Raw genomic sequence first — 16,553 nt, forward strand, 5'->3', positions numbered from 1 at the left:
ATCAACATATCTGGCGTTGACTTTTGGCACGCTGTTGAGTTCTCAAGGAACGGACGCTTCCTTTGTACTCACCCTCTCGGGCTTTCCTTCGGGCGCTTCCCTTCGGTGTTTCCAAACTCTATCAGGGTTTTTCCGGCCCTCTGACCACCGTCCCGCAGGCATGCAGAAGGCGATCCAAGGAGAGGATCTGACGAGTTGGATTGCTGCCCGGCGTCCAGGAAGCGTGTGCGCATCCCTCAGCCCCAGGCAGGTTTAAAACTGTACACGGGGTCGCAGGCGCCGTGCAAATCGATTAGGGTGGGTGGTCTAGACCTCTTGTCTGGACCACAGACCTGGACCTGTCCCCCGGAACCGGTACGTCATATGACATACCCTGCTGAACAGCACGCCGGAGACAGCCAGTGACGGCGCTCGTACAGATCTCCACTTCTTCGGAGGCTTCCCATGACCACCGTGACGTCCCCGCTCGCAGGCCGGGCCATCGGCCTGGCGGCCGTGCCCGACCCGGTCTTCTCCGGCGCCATGGTCGGCCCCGGCACCGCGATCGACCCCGTGCGGGAGCCTTCCGAGGCCGTCTCCCCCGTCGACGGCGTGATCGTCTCTCTTCACCCGCACGCGTTCGTCGTCGTCGACGAGAACGGGCACGGCGTCCTCACCCACCTCGGCATCGACACCGTTCAGCTCAACGGCGAGGGTTTTGAGCTGCTCGTCAACAAGGGCGACACCGTGCGGCGCGGTCAGGGCATCGTCCGCTGGGACCCGGCCGCCGTCGAAGCCGCCGGCAAGTCCCCGGTGTGCCCGGTCGTGGCCCTGGAGGCCACCGCGGACGCCCTCTTCGAGCTCCGTGAAGACGGTGACGTGAAGACGGGCGACGCGCTCTTCTCCTGGCAGTGACGCGGGGCCGTCCCGCGACGGCACAAGGACAACGAACGCTGCGGCGGGACCCGCCGCTTTATCGGAGACGGGTGAGATGGAGACAACGCTGCGAGGCGTCGGCGTGAGCCACGGTGTGGCGATCGGCGAGGTTCGGCACATGGGCACGGCGGTGCTGGAACCGCCGGCCAAGCAGATCCCGGCGGAAGAGGCGGAGCGTGAGCAGCAGCGCGCCCGGCAGGCCGTGGAGGCGGTCGCCGCCGATCTGACGGCGCGCGGCAACCTCGCCGGGGGCGAGGCGCAGGCGGTGCTCGAGGCGCAGGCCCTGATGGCCCAGGACCCCGAGCTGATCGCCGACGTGGAGCGGCGCATCGCCGTGGGCAGTTCCGCCGAGCGTGGCGTCTACGACGCGTTCGCCTCGTACCGGGAGCTGCTGGCGAACGCGGGCGAGTACCTGGCGGGCCGGGTGGCCGATCTCGACGACGTGCGCAACCGCATCGTGGCGCGGCTGCTCGGCGTCCCCATGCCGGGTGTGCCGGACAGCGACGAGCCGTACGTCCTGGTCGCCCGTGATCTGGCGCCGGCGGACACGGCGCTGCTGGATCCGACGCTGGTGCTGGGCTTCGTCACCGAGGAGGGCGGGCCCACCAGTCACAGCGCGATCCTGGCGCGCGCGCTGGGTGTGCCGGCGGTCGTGGCCCTTCCGGGTGCCGGTGAGATCGCCGAGGGCACGCTGATAGCGGTCGACGGCAGCTCGGGCGAGATCTTCGTGAACCCCACCGACGAGCGCAGGACCTCGCTGGAGGCGGCGGCCGCCGAGCGGAAGGCGGCGCTGGCCGCGTCGACCGGGCCGGGTGCGACGGCCGACGGGCACAAGGTGCCGCTGCTGGCCAACATCGGCGGGCCCGCGGACGTGCCGGCCGCGGTGGAGGCGGGCGCCGAGGGCGTCGGTCTGTTCCGTACCGAGTTCCTGTTCCTCGACGACAGCAAGAACGCTCCGTCCGAGGAGAAGCAGGTCGAGGCCTACCGGCAGGTGCTCGAGGCCTTCCCCGAGGGCCGGGTCGTGGTGCGGGTGCTCGACGCGGGGGCGGACAAGCCGCTGGACTTCCTCACCCCGGCCGACGAACCGAACCCGGCGCTGGGCGTGCGCGGTCTGCGGACCCTGCTCGACCACCCCGAGGTGCTGCGCACCCAGCTGACGGCGCTGGCCAAGGCCGCGGAGGGGCTGCCCGTCCACCTCGACGTGATGGCCCCGATGGTGGCGGACCGGGCCGACGCCAAGGCGTTCGCGGACGCGTGCCGGGAGGCCGGGCTGCGGGCGAAGTTCGGCGCGATGGTCGAGATTCCCTCGGCGGCGCTGCGGGCCCGCTCGGTGCTGCAGGAGGTGGAGTTCCTGTCGCTGGGGACGAACGACCTGGCGCAGTACACGTTCGCCGCGGACCGTCAGGTGGGCGCGGTGTCCAGGCTGCAGGACCCGTGGCAGCCGGCGCTGCTCGACCTGGTGGCGCTGTCCGCCGAGGCGGCGCGGGCCGAGGGCAAGAGCTGCGGTGTGTGCGGTGAGGCAGCGTCGGATCCGCTGCTGGCGTGTGTGCTGACGGGGCTGGGTGTCACCTCGCTCTCGATGGGTGCGGCGTCCATTCCTTACGTGCGTGCCTCGCTGGCGAAGTTCACGCTGGCGCAGTGCGAGCGGGCCGCCGCGGCCGCCCGGGCCGCGGACAGCGCGGACGACGCGCGGAACGCGGCGCAGGCGGTGCTGTCGGGCGAGTGACGTCCGCCGGTCTCTGTGCCCTGGGGCGCTCCACTGACGTGGGGCGCCCCGTGTGCTGTGCGCTCAGTGCCGGTGGTGCGGGCCGGTGTCGTCGGCGGTGAGGTCGGGTGACGCGCAGTAGTCGACGTTGGACTCGGGCGGGATGATCTCGCCCGTCTCGGCGTCGGTGCAGTAGGCGTCGAAGACCTCTCCGGCGGTGAGGGGGACGAGGACGTGGGAGCGCAGGCGCCAGCCGTGGACGCGGTCGGGGGTGCCCGGTGTGCTGGTGCGCATCACGAGGCCGCCGGGACCGGCGGTGGCGAGGCCGACGGCGAGGACGGTGGTGAACTCCAGGGCCTCGGTCTCGTCGATGCGTACGCCGTCGTCGGTGTCGTCCGCGTGCAGTACGGCGACGAGGGATTCGGGTGGTCCGGAGACGCTGCAGACGAGGTGGCGGTCGCCCGGTGGGGCGGTGTCGAGGATACGGGACACGAGGTGGGAGGCGCGGGCGAAGGCCGCGTGTCCGAGGTCCTCGCCGCAGGAGGCGCAAGGGCCGAGGCGGGCGAGGAGGGTGGTGGCGTACTCCCAGGTGGCGCAGCGGACGGCTTCGTCGACGAGGGTGGTCATGAGGTCGGTCAGCGGCCGGCCGTCGTAGGGGACGGCGGGGCCGGTGGCGGCGCGCTCGGCGGTGAAGCGGGTGCGGCTGAGGTGGCTGTCGGGGTCGAGGCCGCGCTGGGCGCAGTACTCGGCGTACTCCTCGGGGTCGAAGAGGGCCACCGTGGTGTGGCTGCCCTGGAGGGCGCGGCTCCGCAGGACCGCTTCCACATGTTTCAGGTAGGTCGCGTGGTCGTCGAAGACGAAGGTGTCGTAGCGCCGCATGGCGCGGAAGTCGTGTTCGTCGGTCAGCAGGCCGATGGTGCCGGCGATTTCGCGGCGCAGGACGCGTCGCAGGGTCCGGTGGTCGGTGTACGCCATGTCTCCCCCTCTGCACGGTCGATCAATGCTCACTGACAGTAATCGGCGGCACTGACAACGGGCGGGGGGAGACGACGGCGGGTCCGGTCCGGGGGCGGCTCAGGGGCGGGCGCGGGCCAGCTCCTGGTAGTGGGTGAGCAGGTCGAGGTTGTCGATGGAGCCGGGGTTGACGGCCTTCTCGAGCGGGGTGCCCTGGAGGAGTCGCTTGACCGGGACCTCGATGCGCTTGCCGGTGAGGGTGTGCGGGATGCCGGGCACCTCGATGATCTCGTCGGGGACGTGCCGCGGTGAGAGCTGGGTGCGGATGGTCTGCTTGATGCGTCCGAGCAGGTCGTCGTCCAGGGTGGCGCCGGGCGCGAGGTGGACGAAGAGCGGCATCCAGTAGCCGCCGTCGGGCTGTTCGATGCCGACGACGAGGGACTCCCTGATCTCGGGGAGCCGTTCCACCGCCTCGTAGATGTCGGCTGAGCCCATGCGGACGCCTTGGCGGTTGAGGGTGGAGTCGGAGCGGCCGTGGATGACGACGGAGCCTCGCGAGGTGAGGGTGATCCAGTCGCCGTGGCGCCAGACGCCGGGGTAGGTGTCGAAGTAGCTGTCGTGGTAGCGGCTGCCGTCGGGGTCGTTCCAGAAGTGGATGGGCATGGACGGCATGGGGTTGGTGACCACGAGTTCGCCGACCTCGTCGGTGAGGGGTTTGCCGCTGGGGTCCCAAGATTGCAGGTCGGTGCCGAGGCAGGGGGCCTGGAGTTCGCCGACGTGGACGGGGAGGGTGGGGACGGCTCCGGCGAAGCAGGAGCAGACGTCGGTGCCGCCGCTGACGGAGGCGATCCACAGGTCGGCCCCGCTCTCGGCGAACTCGTCGTGCAGCCAGCGGAAGCCGTCGGGCGGCAGCGGGGAGCCGGTGGTGGCCACGCACTTCACCGCGGACAGGTCGTGGTCGCGTGCGGGGTGGACGCCGGCCTTGCGGCACGCCATGACGTACGCGGCGGAGGTGCCGTAGAGGGTGGCGCCGGTGCGTTCGGCGATGCGCCACTGGGCCCCGGTGTCGGGGTACCCGGGGCTGCCGTCGTAGAGGACGATCGTGGTGCCGGTGAGGAGGCCGGAGACGAGGAAGTTCCACATCATCCAGCCGGTCGAGGTGTACCAGAAGAAGCGGTCCTCGGGGCCGAGGTCGCAGTGCAGGCCGAGCTGCTTGAGGTGCTCGACGAGGATGCCGCCCTGGGACTGGACGATGGCCTTGGGCAGGCCGGTGGTGCCGGAGGAGTAGAGCACCCACAGCGGGTGGTCGAAGGGCACCTGTGCGAAGACCGGCTCGGTGTCCGCGGCGGTGAGGGCGGACCACTCCAGCGCGCCGTCGGGGGCCTCGGTGCCGAGCAGCGGGATGTGCACGACGGCGCGCACGGTCGGCAGTTCACGGCGGAGTTCGGCGACGATGTCGCGGCGGTCGTGCTCCTTGCCGCCGTAGCGGTAGCCGTCCACGGTGAACAGGACGACCGGTTCGACCTGCTGGAAGCGGTCGAGGACGCTGCGCGCGCCGAAGTCGGGGGCGCAGGAGGTCCACACGCCGCCGACGGCCGCGGTGGCGAGGAAGGCGACGACGGCCTGCGGGATGTTCGGGAGGTAGCCGCTGACGCGGTCGCCGGGGCGCACGCCGAGGGCGCGGAGTTCGGCGGCGAGGGAGCCGACCTGGCGGCGCAGTTCGGCCCAGGTCACGGGGCGGGGTTCGTGGGTCTCGTCCACGTGGAGGAGCGCCGGCTCGTCGGCGCGGGACTCGACCGCGCGCAGGGCGTGTTCGGCGTAGTTGAGGGTGGCTCCGGGGAACCACCGGGCGCCGGGCATGGAGCGGTCGGCGAGGACGCGCTCCCAGGGCGTGGAGAAGCGGACGTCGAACCACTCCGTGACCGCTTCCCAGAAGGTCTCCAGCTCCTCGACGGACCACTGGTGGAGCGCCGCGTACCCGCCGTCGGCGGGGGCGCCGTGGTGCTGGGCTGCCCAGGCCTGGAACCGGGTGATGCGTGCCCGGTCGATGCGTTCCGGTGTCGGCTGCCAGAGCGGCTGGGGGTTCACGGTCGTCATGGGGCGGCTCCCGGACTGTGCGCGTCGTGTGCGTCCTCCGCGCACGGGCTGGGGTGTGCGCGTGACGCGGCTGACAGGGACGATGCCATGTGATCGACTTCTGCACCAGGGTGCCCCCCACATAGTCCCTGTCGTGAGGATGTGGTCCGATCACGGGTGAACGGCAGTTGAACGCCACGCTTGCGGGGCTCGGTCGATGGCAGGGTGAGCAGCATGAACGGTCGTGACCTGGTGCGTTCGTGGTTCTCGGTCGGTGTGGCGGGCGTGGCGAGGGGGGTGCGCACGGTACGAGCAGCGTGGCGCAGGCTGCGGGCCGACGCCACCGGGCCGGCGCCTCACGGGCCGGTGCGGGCGCGGGTGCCGGGGGTCGTGCGGGAGGTGGAGCCGGGGCCGGGCGGGGGTGTGATCAGGTTCGCCCGGTCGGAGCTGCGGATCCTCGTGGCGGTGAACGGTGCGGTGTTCTGGGGCTGGGACGGGGTGGGTCCGGAGCCGTCGTACGCGCTGGCCGGTGCCTGTCCCGAGCCGGATCCGCGGGCGGCGCTGGAGCCGGACACGGACGGCGGCTGGCGTGTGGTGGCCGAGCGCGTGACGGTCGCGGTGTCGCGGCACGGCGCGGTGCAGGTGCTCACGCCCGGCGGTGTGACCCTGCGGCGGGATCTGCCGCCGCGCTGGTGGGAGCCGGCGGACGGGGGCGCGGCGCGCTGGATGCAGCGTTCCGAGGTGCCGGCGGACGCGCGTTTCTTCGGCCTCGGGGGGCGGGCGGAGGGGCCCCGGCTGCGGGACGGGAAGCATCGTCTGTGGAACGCCGTGCCAGGGGACCGGGCCGGCGCGTCGCCGGTGACGATGCCGGTGCAGCTGGTGGTGGCCGACGCGGGCACGCATCTGGTGTTCCACGACAACCCGTGGGACGGCACGGTGACGCTGCGGGAGGGTGAGGAGGGTGCCGGTTCCGGGCACGACCGTGCGGGGACGAGCGAGCTGCGCATGGAGGGCGGTCCGGCGCGCGGCTGGGTGATGGTCGGCACGCCGGCGCGGGTCCTGCTGGCGTGGGCGTCGCTGACCGGGGCGCCGGCGCTGCCTCCGGCGTGGGCGTTCGGGCATCACCAGATGCGGGAGGGCTCGGGCGGTGAGGACGAGGTGCGGCGGGCGGTCGCGGACCACCGGGAGCACGGGCTGCCGCTGGACGCCGTGCACCTGGGGGCCGGCCATCTCGACGCCCGCCGGGCGTTCACGGTCGACCAGGAGCGTTTCCCGAAGCTGCCGGTCCTCGCGGACGAGCTGCGGAGGGAGGGGATCCGGCTGGTGTCGGTCGTGGCCCCGGCCGTCGCGGTGCTGCCCGGCGGCGGTGTGTACGAGGAGGGGACGCGCCGGGACGCCTTCGTTCGGGACGGGTCCGGGGAGGTGGTGCGCGCGGTGGGCCGGCGCGGCGAGGCGGTGCTCCCGGACCTCGCGGACGCGCGCGTGCGGACCTGGTGGGGCGGCTGGTACGCGGAGCGGACGGCGCGGGGCTTCGCGGGGGTGTGGCACACGCTGGACTCCCCCGCCGCGGTCGGGCGGGAGGCGCACAACGTGTACGGGCTGTGCCTGGCCGGGGCGGCGTACGAGGGGCTGGAGGGCGACGGGGCGTCCGGGGAGCGGCCGTTCGTGTTGTCCCGGTCCGGGTGGGCGGGACAGCAGCGTTACGGCGGGATCTGGTCGGACGAGGGGGCGGCGGGATGGCCCGGGCTGCGGGCGTCGCTGGCGCTGGTGCTCGGGCTGGGGCTGTGCGGGGTGCCCTTCTCGGGGGTGGATGTCGCCCGCACCGGCAACGAGCACTCGCCGGAACTGTACGTGCGGCGGCTCCAGTTGGCTGCCCATCTGCCGTTGCTGCGCACACGGGCCGGTACGCCGGCGGAGGGCGGGCCGTGGGAGTGCGGGGCCGAGGTGCTGGAGCACGCGCGTGTGGCGCTGCTGGAACGGCGGCGTCTGCTGCCGTACTTCATGACGCTGGCGCATGTGGCGCGGCGTACGGGTACGCCTGTCGTACGGCCGGTGTGGTGGGCGGCGCCGGAGGAGCGGGCGTTGCGGGACTGCGAGGACGCCTTCCTGCTGGGTGACGCGCTGCTGGTGGCGCCGGTGGTCGAGCCGGGCGCGGTCCGGCGGGAGGTGCGGCTGCCGCGCGGACGGTGGTACGACACGGCGACGGAGCGGGTGTACGAGGGGCCGGTGAGGGTGCCGGTCGACGCCCCGTTGGGGCGGATACCGGTGTTCGCGCGTGCTGGTGCGGTGATCGCGGTGCGTGGTGAGGACGGCGGGACGGAGCTGGAGGTGTGGGCGCCCGCCCCGGGCCGGAGCGGGGGCGGGCTGGTGGTGCCGGACATCGGCGACGGCGGGGTGGAGCCGGAGATCGAGCGGTACTCCGTGACCTGGTCGGGCTCGCGGGTCGTGGTGCGGCGGGAGGCCGAGGACGGCGCTCGTGAGCCGTCCTGGCCCGTGCGGGTCCGCGGGCTCGGCCGGCCCGCGGATCAGATGTAGCGGCCCTCGAAGAAGGCGCGTACCGCGAGGGTGTGCAGCGGGAAGGCGAGTTCCTCGGGGCGGCGCAGCAGATGCGTGCCCGTGGTCTCGTCGGTGGGCGCGGAGGCGGGCAGGCCGTCCGCCGGGCGCTCGGGCAGCAGTCCGAACAGCAGCAGGTGGCCGTCGGGGGCGCTCATGGCGTCGGCCAGGCGTACGTCGCGGCTCGCCGCGTCGATGCCGGTCTCCTCCTTGAGTTCGCGGACGACGGCGTGGCGCCAGTCCTCGCCGTGGTCGATGTAGCCGCCGGGCAGGGCCGTTCCGCCGTTCGCCGGCGGGATGGCCCGGGTGACGACGACCAGGGAGGTGCCCTGGGCGTCGTACACGGGCAGCAGGGCGACGGCGACGGGGAGCGGGTTGCGGTAGGCCACGGTGCCGCAGGCGGGGCACGTGCGCGGCCAGGCGGAGACGCCCTCTCCGTAGGGCGTGCCGCAGGACGAACAGTGGGAATTCGCCGCGGAGTTGGGAACATGATTATCGGACACGCGCGGGACTGTATCCGATGGCGGAAGGGGCGTCTCCGGGAGGGCGTCCAGGGAGGGCGGTTCAGCGGTGGCCGGCGACGGACCTGCGGGACACGGGGAAGTCGAAGTAGGTGTCGGGGTACGCCTCGGGCTTGAAGGTGTAGTGCCACCACTCCTCGGCGAGGTTCACGAAGCCGAGGTCCTCCAGGGTGTTCTTGAGCAGCATCCGGTTGGCGTGCTGGACGCCCGTCACGCGCGGGTCGAGGGTGTGGCTGAGGGTGTCGAAGCAGTCGTAACCGGTGCCCATGTCCACGGAGTTGTCGGGGAACCGCTGGTTCTTGGGCGCGAAGCAGGGGGTGAGCGGCTCGCCGGGGTGGTAGGGGNGGGTGGGGCGGGCCGGGAGCTTCACGAGGGTGAGGTCGACCGTGGAGCCGCGGCTGTGGCCGGACTTCTCCGCGATGTAACCGTCGGCGAACAGCCGGGTCTTGTCGACGTCGGGGTAGAACTCGGCCTTCATGGTCTGGTCGTCGAGGTCCTCGGCCCAGCGCACGAAGTGGTCCACGGCACGCTGGGGCCGGTAGCAGTCGTACACCTTGAGGGAGTAGCCCTGCGGAAGCAGCCGTCGCTGGGCGGTGCGCAGGGCCTCGGCGGCGGGGCGGGTGAGGATGCACAGGGGCTGACGGTAGCCGTCGACGGGTTCGCCGACGAAGTTGTGCGGCGTGACGTAGCGGATCTCGTGCAGGATCGTCGGGTCGACGCTGTGGAGGGCCACGAAGTCGCGGGGCGCCTTGGGTTCGGGGGTCGCCCGGGCGGGTGCGGCCGCCGCGGTCGCGGTGAGCAGGGCGGCGAGGGCGGTGACCAGGGCGCGTACCGCGCGGGGAGAACGTGTCATGTCCCCTGCATTTATCAGACGGGGGCCACCGTACGGAAGCAGGCGCTCCGACCCGTTCTGTCACCGACCTTGACGCTTTCTGAGCACCGGTGAACACTTCCGGTGTCAGTCGACATCGCCGTACATCTCGGCGCATTTTGGCGCGCCACAGCAGGCGTCCCCAGCGGCGCCAGGACTCCCCCACGGGCGGTGCGGCTGCGACGGCACGCTCGTCACGGACGCCGGGCGGGGCGCGGATCCTCCCCGCCTTCGGCTGAAGTCGCCACGGAAACGCACCCTGCACGTGAGGTCCGGGGCCGACCGTCCTGGGCCCCGGCCCAGGAGCCGCCATGAGCAACGGAGACATATTCGTCGGCGAGGTCATCGGCACCGCCATCCTCATCCTCTTCGGCGCCGGCGTGGTCGCCGCCGTCGTCCTCAACTACTCGAAGGCGAAGGACGCCGGCTGGGTGGTCATCGCGCTGGGCTGGGGCTTCGGCGTGATGGCCGGGGCGTACACCGCGGCCCCGCTGTCCGGGGGCCACCTCAACCCGGCGGTCACCCTCGGGATCGCCGTCGACACCGGCGAGTGGGACAAGGTCCCCGTCTACGTGGCCGGGCAGATGGTCGGTGCCATGCTCGGCGCCGTGCTGTGCTGGCTGGTCTACTACGCGCAGTTCGAGGCGAACGCCGAGGAGGACATCTCCCAGCCGACGCTCGGCGTCTTCTCCACCACCCCGGCGATCCGCCGCCCGGTCGCCAACCTCGTCACCGAGATCATCGCGACCATGGGTCTGGTGCTGCCGATCCTGGCGTTCGGTCTCACCAAGGGGCTCGGCGAGTCGGGCACCTCGATCCTCATCGTGTCGTTCCTGGTCGTGGGCATCGGCCTGTCGCTCGGCGGCCCCACCGGATACGCCATCAACCCGGCCCGTGACCTCGGCCCGCGCATCGTGCACGCGCTGCTCCCGATCCCCCGCAAGGGCACCTCGGACTGGGGGTACGCGTGGGTTCCCGTCGTGGGGCCGCTCATCGGCGGGGCGCTGTCCGGGCTCGTGTTCAACGCAGCCTTCTGACTCCGCAGAACCGACGAAGGGGACGTCATGACGGACAAGTTCGTCGCCGCGATCGACCAGGGCACCACGTCCAGCCGGTGCATCGTCTTCAACCAGCACGGCGCGATCGTCGCCGTCGACCAGCGCGAGCACCGCCAGATCTTCCCGAAGCCGGGCTGGGTGGAGCACGACGCCACGGAGATCTGGTCCAAGGTGCAGGCCGTGGTGGCCGGCGCGCTCGCCAAGGCGGGCCTGCGCGCGGACCAGCTCAGCGCCCTCGGCATCACCAACCAGCGTGAGACGACGGTCCTGTGGGACCGGGCCACGGGCAAGCCCGTGCACAACGCCATCGTGTGGCAGGACACCAGGACCGCCGGGCTCTGCGCCCGACTGGGCGGCCCGGACGGGCAGGACCGGTTCCGCGAGCGGACCGGACTGCCGCTCGCCAGCTACTTCTCCGGGCCCAAGGCCGCCTGGCTGCTGGACAACGTGCCCGGGCTGCGGGCCCGCGCGGAGAACGGCGAGATCGCGTTCGGCACCATCGACTCCTGGCTGATCTGGAACCTCACCGGCGGCACCGACGGCGGACGGCACGTCACCGACGTCACCAACGCCGGGCGCACCATGCTGATGAACCTGGAGACCCTCCAGTGGGACTCCTCCATCCTGTCCGCGATGAACGTGCCGGAGGCCGTCCTCCCGGAGATCAGGTCCTCGTCCGAGGTCTACGGCACCGCCGTGGGCCAGCTGGCCGGGGTGCCCGTGGCCTCCGCGCTGGGCGACCAGCAGGCCGCGGTCTTCGGGCAGGCCTGCTACGACGTCGGCACCGCCAAGAACACCTACGGCACCGGGAGTTTCCTGCTCCTCAACACCGGCAGCCGGCCCGTGCCGTCGAAGAACGGGCTGCTCACCACGATGGGCTACAAGATCGGCGTGGAGGCGCCCGTCTACTGCCTGGAAGGGTCGATCGCCATCACCGGCGCGCTGGTGCAGTGGTTCCGCGACCAGCTTGGCATCATCCGCACCGCGGACGAGATCGAACCGCTGGCGGCGAGCGTGGAGGACAACGGCGGCGCCTACATCGTGCCCGCCTTCTCCGGCCTGTTCGCGCCGTACTGGCGCTCCGACGCGCGCGGTGTGGTCACGGGCCTGACCCGTTACGTCACCAAGGCCCATCTCGCGCGCGCGGTGCTGGAGGCGACGAGCTGGCAGACGCGTGAGGTCGTCGACGCCATGTACCAGGACTCCGGGGTACGGATCACGACTCTCAAGGTCGACGGCGGCATGACGAAGAACGACCTGTTGATGCAGCACCAGGCGGACGTACTCGGGGTGCCGGTGATCAGACCCCGGGTCTCGGAGACGACCTGCCTGGGCGCCGCCTACGCGGCCGGACTGGCGACGGGGGTGTGGAACGGCCTGGACGAACTGAAGTCGCACTGGCAGAAGGACGCGGAGTGGACACCGGCCATGGCGGCGTCCGTACGGGACCGCGAGTACGGCAACTGGCGCAAGGCGGTGGAGAAGAGCCTCGGCTGGGTCGAGGAGGGCGAGGACTGAGGTCCACGCGCGCGTGGTGCTCCGCCGCTCATCCACGCGCGCGTGGTGCTCCGCTCGCGCGCGGCGGCCCGTGTCCCGGCCGGCGGGGACACGGGCCGCGTTCCGCGCCGGTCCTCAGGTGGTGACCGCGCTGCGCCGGCGCGCGGCCTCGGTCATGGCGTGCTGGACGACGCCGACGAGGACCTCCTTGACCGACTCGCGGTCGCGCGCGTCGCACATCACCAGGGGCACGTGGTCGTCCAGGTCGAGAGCCCGCCGGACGGCGTCGTCCGGATAACGGGCGGATCCCTCGAAACAGTTGACGCCGACGACGAACGGTATGGAGCGCCGCTCGAAGTAGTCGACGGCGGCGAAGCAGTCCTCGAGTCGTCGGGTGTCGGCGAGGACGACCGCTCCTAGGGCGCCCTCGGACAATTCGTCCCACATGAACCAGAAACGTTCCTGGCCTGGGGTGCCGAAGAGGTACAGCACCAGGTCCTCGCGCAGCGTGATGCGGCCGAAGTCCATGGCCACCGTGGTGGTGCTCTTCGCCTCGACACCGCTGGTGTCGTCGACGGGCCGCCCGGCCTCGGTGAGGAGTTCCTCGGTGCGCAGCGGCCGGATCTCGCTGACCGCGCCCACGAGCGTGGTCTTGCCCACGCCGAAGCCGCCGGCCACGAGGATCTTGAGCGTGACGGGCTCGACCGGGGGCTTGCCGCGCTCAGAACGCCCGAAGATCATCGATCTCTTCTCCTGCTTGATGGGGGTCGGGCGGCGGGCCGTATCCCCCGCCGCCGGGGGTTTCGATGACGAGTACGTCGTCGGCGCCGACGTCCGCCGTGTCGCTGCCGGCGAGCCGGGTGACGCTGCCGTCGGCCCGCTCGATCCGGTTGGCGCCCGCTGCTCCGGGGGCGCCTCCGGCCATGCCGTAGGGCGGCACCCGGCGGTGCTGGGACAGGGTGGAGACCGTCATGGGTTCCAGGAAGCGGATGCGCCGCACGGCTCCGTCCCCGCCGTGCCACCGCCCGGCGCCGCCGCTGCCCCGGCGTACGGCGAACTCCTCCAGGCGGACCGGCAGCCGCCACTCCAGGATCTCCGGGTCGGTGAGCCGGGAGTTGGTCATGTGGGTCTGGACGACGGGGGCACCCGGGTAGCCGTCGCCTGCGCCGGAGCCGGACGCCACGGTCTCGTAGTACTGGTGCCGGGCGTTGCCGAAGGTGACGTTGTTCATCGTGCCGGACCCCTCGGCCTGGACGCCGAGCGCCGCGTAGAGGGCACCGGTGACGGCCTGTGAGGTTTCGACGTTGCCGGCGACGACGGCGGCCGGGGGTTCGGGCGCCAGCAGCGAACCGGGCGGGACGACGATGTCGAGCGGGCGCAGGCAGCCGTCGTTGAGCGGGATGTCGTCGGCGACGAGGGTGCGGAAGACGTACAGGACGGCCGCGTTGACGACGGAGAAGGGTGCGTTGAAGTTGGTGGGCAGCTGGGCGGAGGTGCCGGTGAAGTCGATGGTCGCGGAGCGGGCGGCGTGGTCGACGCGGATCTGTACGCGGATGACGGCGCCCGAGTCGGTCTCATACGTGTACTCGCCGTCGTCGAGGGCGTCGACGACGCGGCGCACCGCTTCCTCGGCGTTGTCCTGCACGTGCCGCATGTAGGCCTGGACGACGTCGAGGCCGTAGGTGTCGATCATGCGGCCGACCTCTTCGACGCCCTTGTGGTTGGCGGCGATCTGGGCGCGCAGGTCGGCGAGGTTGGTCGAGGTGTTGCGGGAGGGGTGGGGCGCCTCGGTGAGCAGGCGGAGGGTCTCCTCCTCGCGGAACCGGCCGTTCTCGGTGAGCAGCCAGTTGTCGAAGAGGACGCCCTCCTCGTCGATGGTGCGGCTGTGGGCGGGCATGGAGCCCGGGGCGATGCCGCCGATCTCGGCGTGATGGCCGCGTGAGGCGACGTGGAAGAGGACCTCGGGGGCGTCACGCTCCGTGTCGCCCGCGGGCCCGGTGCCGAACACCGGGGTGATCACGGTGACGTCGGGCAGGTGGGTGCCGCCGTGGTACGGGTCGTTCACGGCATAGGTGTCGCCGGGGCGCATGGCGGCGCCGCGCCGCCGGATGACCTCCTTGACGCTGGTGCCCATCGAGCCCAGGTGGACGGGGATGTGCGGGGCGTTGGCCACCAGGTTCCCGTCGGGGTCGAAGAGGGCGCACGAGAAGTCCAGGCGCTCCTTGATGTTGACGGACTGGGCGGTGGACTCCAGGCGGGCGCCCATCTGTTCGGCGATGGACATGAAGAGGTTGTTGAAGACTTCGAGCAGGACGGGGTCGGCCTGCGTGTCGACGTCGGAACTCTCCGTGACCGTCGCGCGTTCCATGACCAGATGCCCGTCGTCGTTCGCCTCGGCCCGCCAGCCGTCGTCGACGACGGTCGTCGCTCCGGACTCGGTGATGACCGCCGGGCCGGTGACGGGGTGTCCGGGTGGAAGGTCCTCCCGGCGGTGCAGGGCGACGTCGCGCCAGGCGCCCTTGGTGTGGAGGCGGACGGTGCGCGGGACGGGGGCGCCGGAGCGGGGGGTGCCGCGGTGGGGGGCGAGGGCGGACAGGTCGGGGGGTTCGGTGACGCCGGTGGCTTCGACGGAGAGTGCCTCGACGACGATCGGACGGTCGAGGGTGAAGGAGTAGGTGGCGCGGTGGCGTTCCTCGAAGGCGCGGCGCATCGCGTCGGGTTCGGTGAGCTCGACGGTGAGGGCGGTGTCGGTGCCGTCGTAGCGGAGCTGGGCCCGACGGGTGACCTCGACGCGTTCCGCGGGGACGTCCTCGGCGAGGAGTTCGGCGCGTGCGGCCGCCTCCAGGTCGTCGGCGGTCCTGAGGACGCCGGGCATCGCGGCGGGTTCCAGGGGGGCCTCGACGGAGCGTTCCCGCATGGCGGTGGTGTCGGCGAGGCCGATGCCGAGCGCGGACAGCACTCCCGCCATGGGCGGGACGAGGACGGTGCGGATGCCGAGGGAGTCGGCGACCATGCAGGCGTGCTGTCCGCCCGCCCCGCCGAAGGTGGTGAGGGCGTACCGGGTGATGTCGTGGCCCTTCTGCACGGAGATCCGCTTCACGGCGCCGGCGATGTTGGCGACCGCGACCTGCAGATAGCCCTCGGCGACCTGTTCGGGGGTGCGGTCGTCGCCGGTGCGCTCGTGGATCTCGCGGGCGAGGGCGGTGAAGCGCTTGCGTACCACGTCCCGGTCGAGCGGCTGGTCGCCGTCGGGTCCGAACACGGCGGGGAAGTGGTCGGGCTGGATGCGGCCCAGCATGACGTTGGCGTCGGTGACGGCGAGCGGACCGCCACGCCGGTAACAGGCGGGGCCGGGGTCGGCGCCCGCGGAGTCGGGTCCGACGCGGTAGCGGGAGCCGTCGAAGTGGAGGACCGAGCCGCCGCCGGCGGCCACGGTGTGGATGTCGAGCATCGGCGCGCGCAGCCGGACCCCGGAGATCCGCGTGGTGAAGACGCGCTCGTACGCGCCGGCGAAGTGGGAGACGTCGGTGGAGGTGCCGCCCATGTCGAAGCCGATGACGCGGTCGAAGCCGGCGAGCTGCGACATGCGGGCCATGCCGACGATCCCGCCGGCCGGTCCGGACAGGATCGCGTCCTTGCCGCGGAACTGCCGGGCCTCGGTGAGGCCGCCGTTGGACTGCATGAACATCAGCCGTACGCCTTCAAGCGCGTCGGCGACCTGGCGCACATAGCGGCGCAGCACCGGTGAGAGGTAGGCGTCGACGACGGCGGTGTCCCCGCGCGGCACCAGCTTCATCAGCGGGCTGACCTCGCTGGACAGGGAGATCTGCGGGAAGCCGACGCGGGCGGCGAGTTCCCCGACGGACTGCTCGTGGGCGGGGTGGCGGTCGCTGTGCAGGCAGACCACGGCAACGGCCCGGATACCGTCCTCGTACGCCTGCCTCAGAGGCTCGGTGAGGGCATGGAGGTCGGGGGCCCGCAGGACGGTGCCGTCGGCGGCGACGCGTTCGTCCACCTCGACGACGCGTTCGTGGAGCAGCTCGGGCAGGTCGATGCGGCGCGCGAAGATGTGGGGGCGGTTCTGGTAGGCGATGCGCAGGGCGTCGCGGAAGCCGCGGGTGACGACCAGCAGCGTGCGCTCCCCCTTGCGTTCGAGCAGGGCGTTGGTGGCGACGGTGGTCCCCATGCGGACGACATCGACCGGGTCGTCGGAGCCGGCCAGCAGCGCACGGACGCCGGCGACCGCCGCGTCGGTCCCGGGCGGTGCCGAGCGATCCGGGGCGGGATTGTCGGACAGCACCTTGCGGGTGAGCAGCCGGCCGTCGGGGCGCCGCGCGACGATGTCGGTGAAGGTGCCGCCCCGATCGACCCAGAACTGCCAGCCTGTCACGTCACTACCCCGC

The 16,553-nt window shown here is 72.0% G+C and carries 11 protein-coding genes; 5 read left to right on the plus strand and 6 right to left on the minus strand.

Translation table 11 applies throughout. The features are described 5' to 3' along the window. Positions 1 to 444: 444 nt before the first annotated feature. Both B100_RS0125685 and ptsP read left to right on the plus strand, forming a co-directional pair. Positions 445 to 894, plus strand: coding sequence for a PTS glucose transporter subunit IIA (locus B100_RS0125685; protein WP_024887284.1), 450 nt, complete (start codon positions 445 to 447; stop codon positions 892 to 894). Between the two features lie 76 nt (positions 895 to 970). Further along, positions 971 to 2,641, plus strand: a complete 1,671-nt coding sequence (gene ptsP / locus B100_RS0125690; protein WP_024887285.1) for a phosphoenolpyruvate--protein phosphotransferase — start codon at positions 971 to 973, stop codon at positions 2,639 to 2,641. 63 nt (positions 2,642 to 2,704) lie between these two features. Here ptsP and B100_RS0125695 read toward each other — a convergent pair whose 3' ends face one another. Further along, complete coding sequence (locus tag B100_RS0125695) at positions 2,705 to 3,595, minus strand: hypothetical protein (protein WP_024887286.1); 891 nt, start codon at positions 3,593 to 3,595, stop codon at positions 2,705 to 2,707. A gap of 99 nt (positions 3,596 to 3,694) precedes the next feature. Beyond that, the gene (locus B100_RS0125700) at positions 3,695 to 5,671 is read right to left on the minus strand and encodes an acetoacetate--CoA ligase (protein WP_024887287.1); all 1,977 of its coding nucleotides are present in this window, start codon (positions 5,669 to 5,671) and stop codon (positions 3,695 to 3,697) included. Positions 5,672 to 5,884: 213 nt separating this feature from the next. Here B100_RS0125700 and B100_RS0125710 point away from each other — a divergent pair, with 213 nt between their 5' ends. Beyond that, positions 5,885 to 8,185: a glycoside hydrolase family 31 protein gene (locus tag B100_RS0125710; RefSeq protein ID WP_024887288.1), complete on the plus strand. Its 2,301-nt coding sequence runs from the start codon at positions 5,885 to 5,887 to the stop codon at positions 8,183 to 8,185. On the opposite strand, the gene B100_RS0125715 is transcribed toward B100_RS0125710, so the two are convergent. After that, positions 8,176 to 8,706 carry an NUDIX domain-containing protein gene (locus B100_RS0125715; protein WP_024887289.1) on the minus strand — a complete coding sequence of 177 codons (531 nt, stop codon included), beginning with the start codon at positions 8,704 to 8,706 and terminating at the stop codon, positions 8,176 to 8,178. The two genes, B100_RS0125710 and B100_RS0125715, sit on opposite strands and share 10 nt — an antisense overlap. A 61-nt stretch (positions 8,707 to 8,767) precedes the next feature. Further along, entirely contained in the window at positions 8,768 to 9,577 is an 810-nt protein-coding gene (locus B100_RS0125720) for a M15 family metallopeptidase (RefSeq protein WP_024887290.1), read from the minus strand. 329 nt (positions 9,578 to 9,906) lie between these two features. On the opposite strand from B100_RS0125720, the gene B100_RS0125725 reads away from it, so the two are divergent. Then, positions 9,907 to 10,632, plus strand: coding sequence for an MIP/aquaporin family protein (locus B100_RS0125725; protein ID WP_024887291.1), 726 nt, complete (start codon positions 9,907 to 9,909; stop codon positions 10,630 to 10,632). Between the two features lie 27 nt (positions 10,633 to 10,659). Beyond that, positions 10,660 to 12,171, plus strand: a complete 1,512-nt coding sequence (gene glpK, locus B100_RS0125730; RefSeq protein ID WP_024887292.1) for a glycerol kinase GlpK — start codon at positions 10,660 to 10,662, stop codon at positions 12,169 to 12,171. Positions 12,172 to 12,285: 114 nt separating this feature from the next. Here glpK and B100_RS0125735 read toward each other — a convergent pair whose 3' ends face one another. After that, on the minus strand, positions 12,286 to 12,891 hold the full coding sequence (locus B100_RS0125735; protein ID WP_024887293.1) for a GTP-binding protein: 606 nt from the start codon (positions 12,889 to 12,891) through the stop codon (positions 12,286 to 12,288). Next, the gene (locus tag B100_RS0125740) at positions 12,872 to 16,540 is read right to left on the minus strand and encodes a hydantoinase B/oxoprolinase family protein (protein ID WP_024887294.1); all 3,669 of its coding nucleotides are present in this window, start codon (positions 16,538 to 16,540) and stop codon (positions 12,872 to 12,874) included. The genes B100_RS0125735 and B100_RS0125740 overlap by 20 nt, the downstream gene beginning before the upstream one ends. Positions 16,541 to 16,553: the final 13 nt, after the last annotated feature.

The organism is Streptomyces sp. CNH189, from assembly GCF_000527195.1.

Excerpts from the sequence above, each read along its gene's own strand:
- B100_RS0125685 (WP_024887284.1), top strand. The coding sequence starts at position 445 with ATGACCACCGTGACGTCCCCGCTCGCAGGCCGGGCCATCGGCCTGGCG.
- ptsP (WP_024887285.1), top strand. The coding sequence starts at position 971 with ATGGAGACAACGCTGCGAGGCGTCGGCGTGAGCCACGGTGTGGCGATC.
- B100_RS0125695 (WP_024887286.1), bottom strand. The coding sequence starts at position 3,595 with ATGGCGTACACCGACCACCGGACCCTGCGACGCGTCCTGCGCCGCGAA.
- B100_RS0125700 (WP_024887287.1), bottom strand. The coding sequence starts at position 5,671 with ATGACGACCGTGAACCCCCAGCCGCTCTGGCAGCCGACACCGGAACGC.
- B100_RS0125710 (WP_024887288.1), top strand. The coding sequence starts at position 5,885 with ATGAACGGTCGTGACCTGGTGCGTTCGTGGTTCTCGGTCGGTGTGGCG.
- B100_RS0125725 (WP_024887291.1), top strand. The coding sequence starts at position 9,907 with ATGAGCAACGGAGACATATTCGTCGGCGAGGTCATCGGCACCGCCATC.
- glpK (WP_024887292.1), top strand. The coding sequence starts at position 10,660 with ATGACGGACAAGTTCGTCGCCGCGATCGACCAGGGCACCACGTCCAGC.
- B100_RS0125735 (WP_024887293.1), bottom strand. The coding sequence starts at position 12,891 with ATGATCTTCGGGCGTTCTGAGCGCGGCAAGCCCCCGGTCGAGCCCGTC.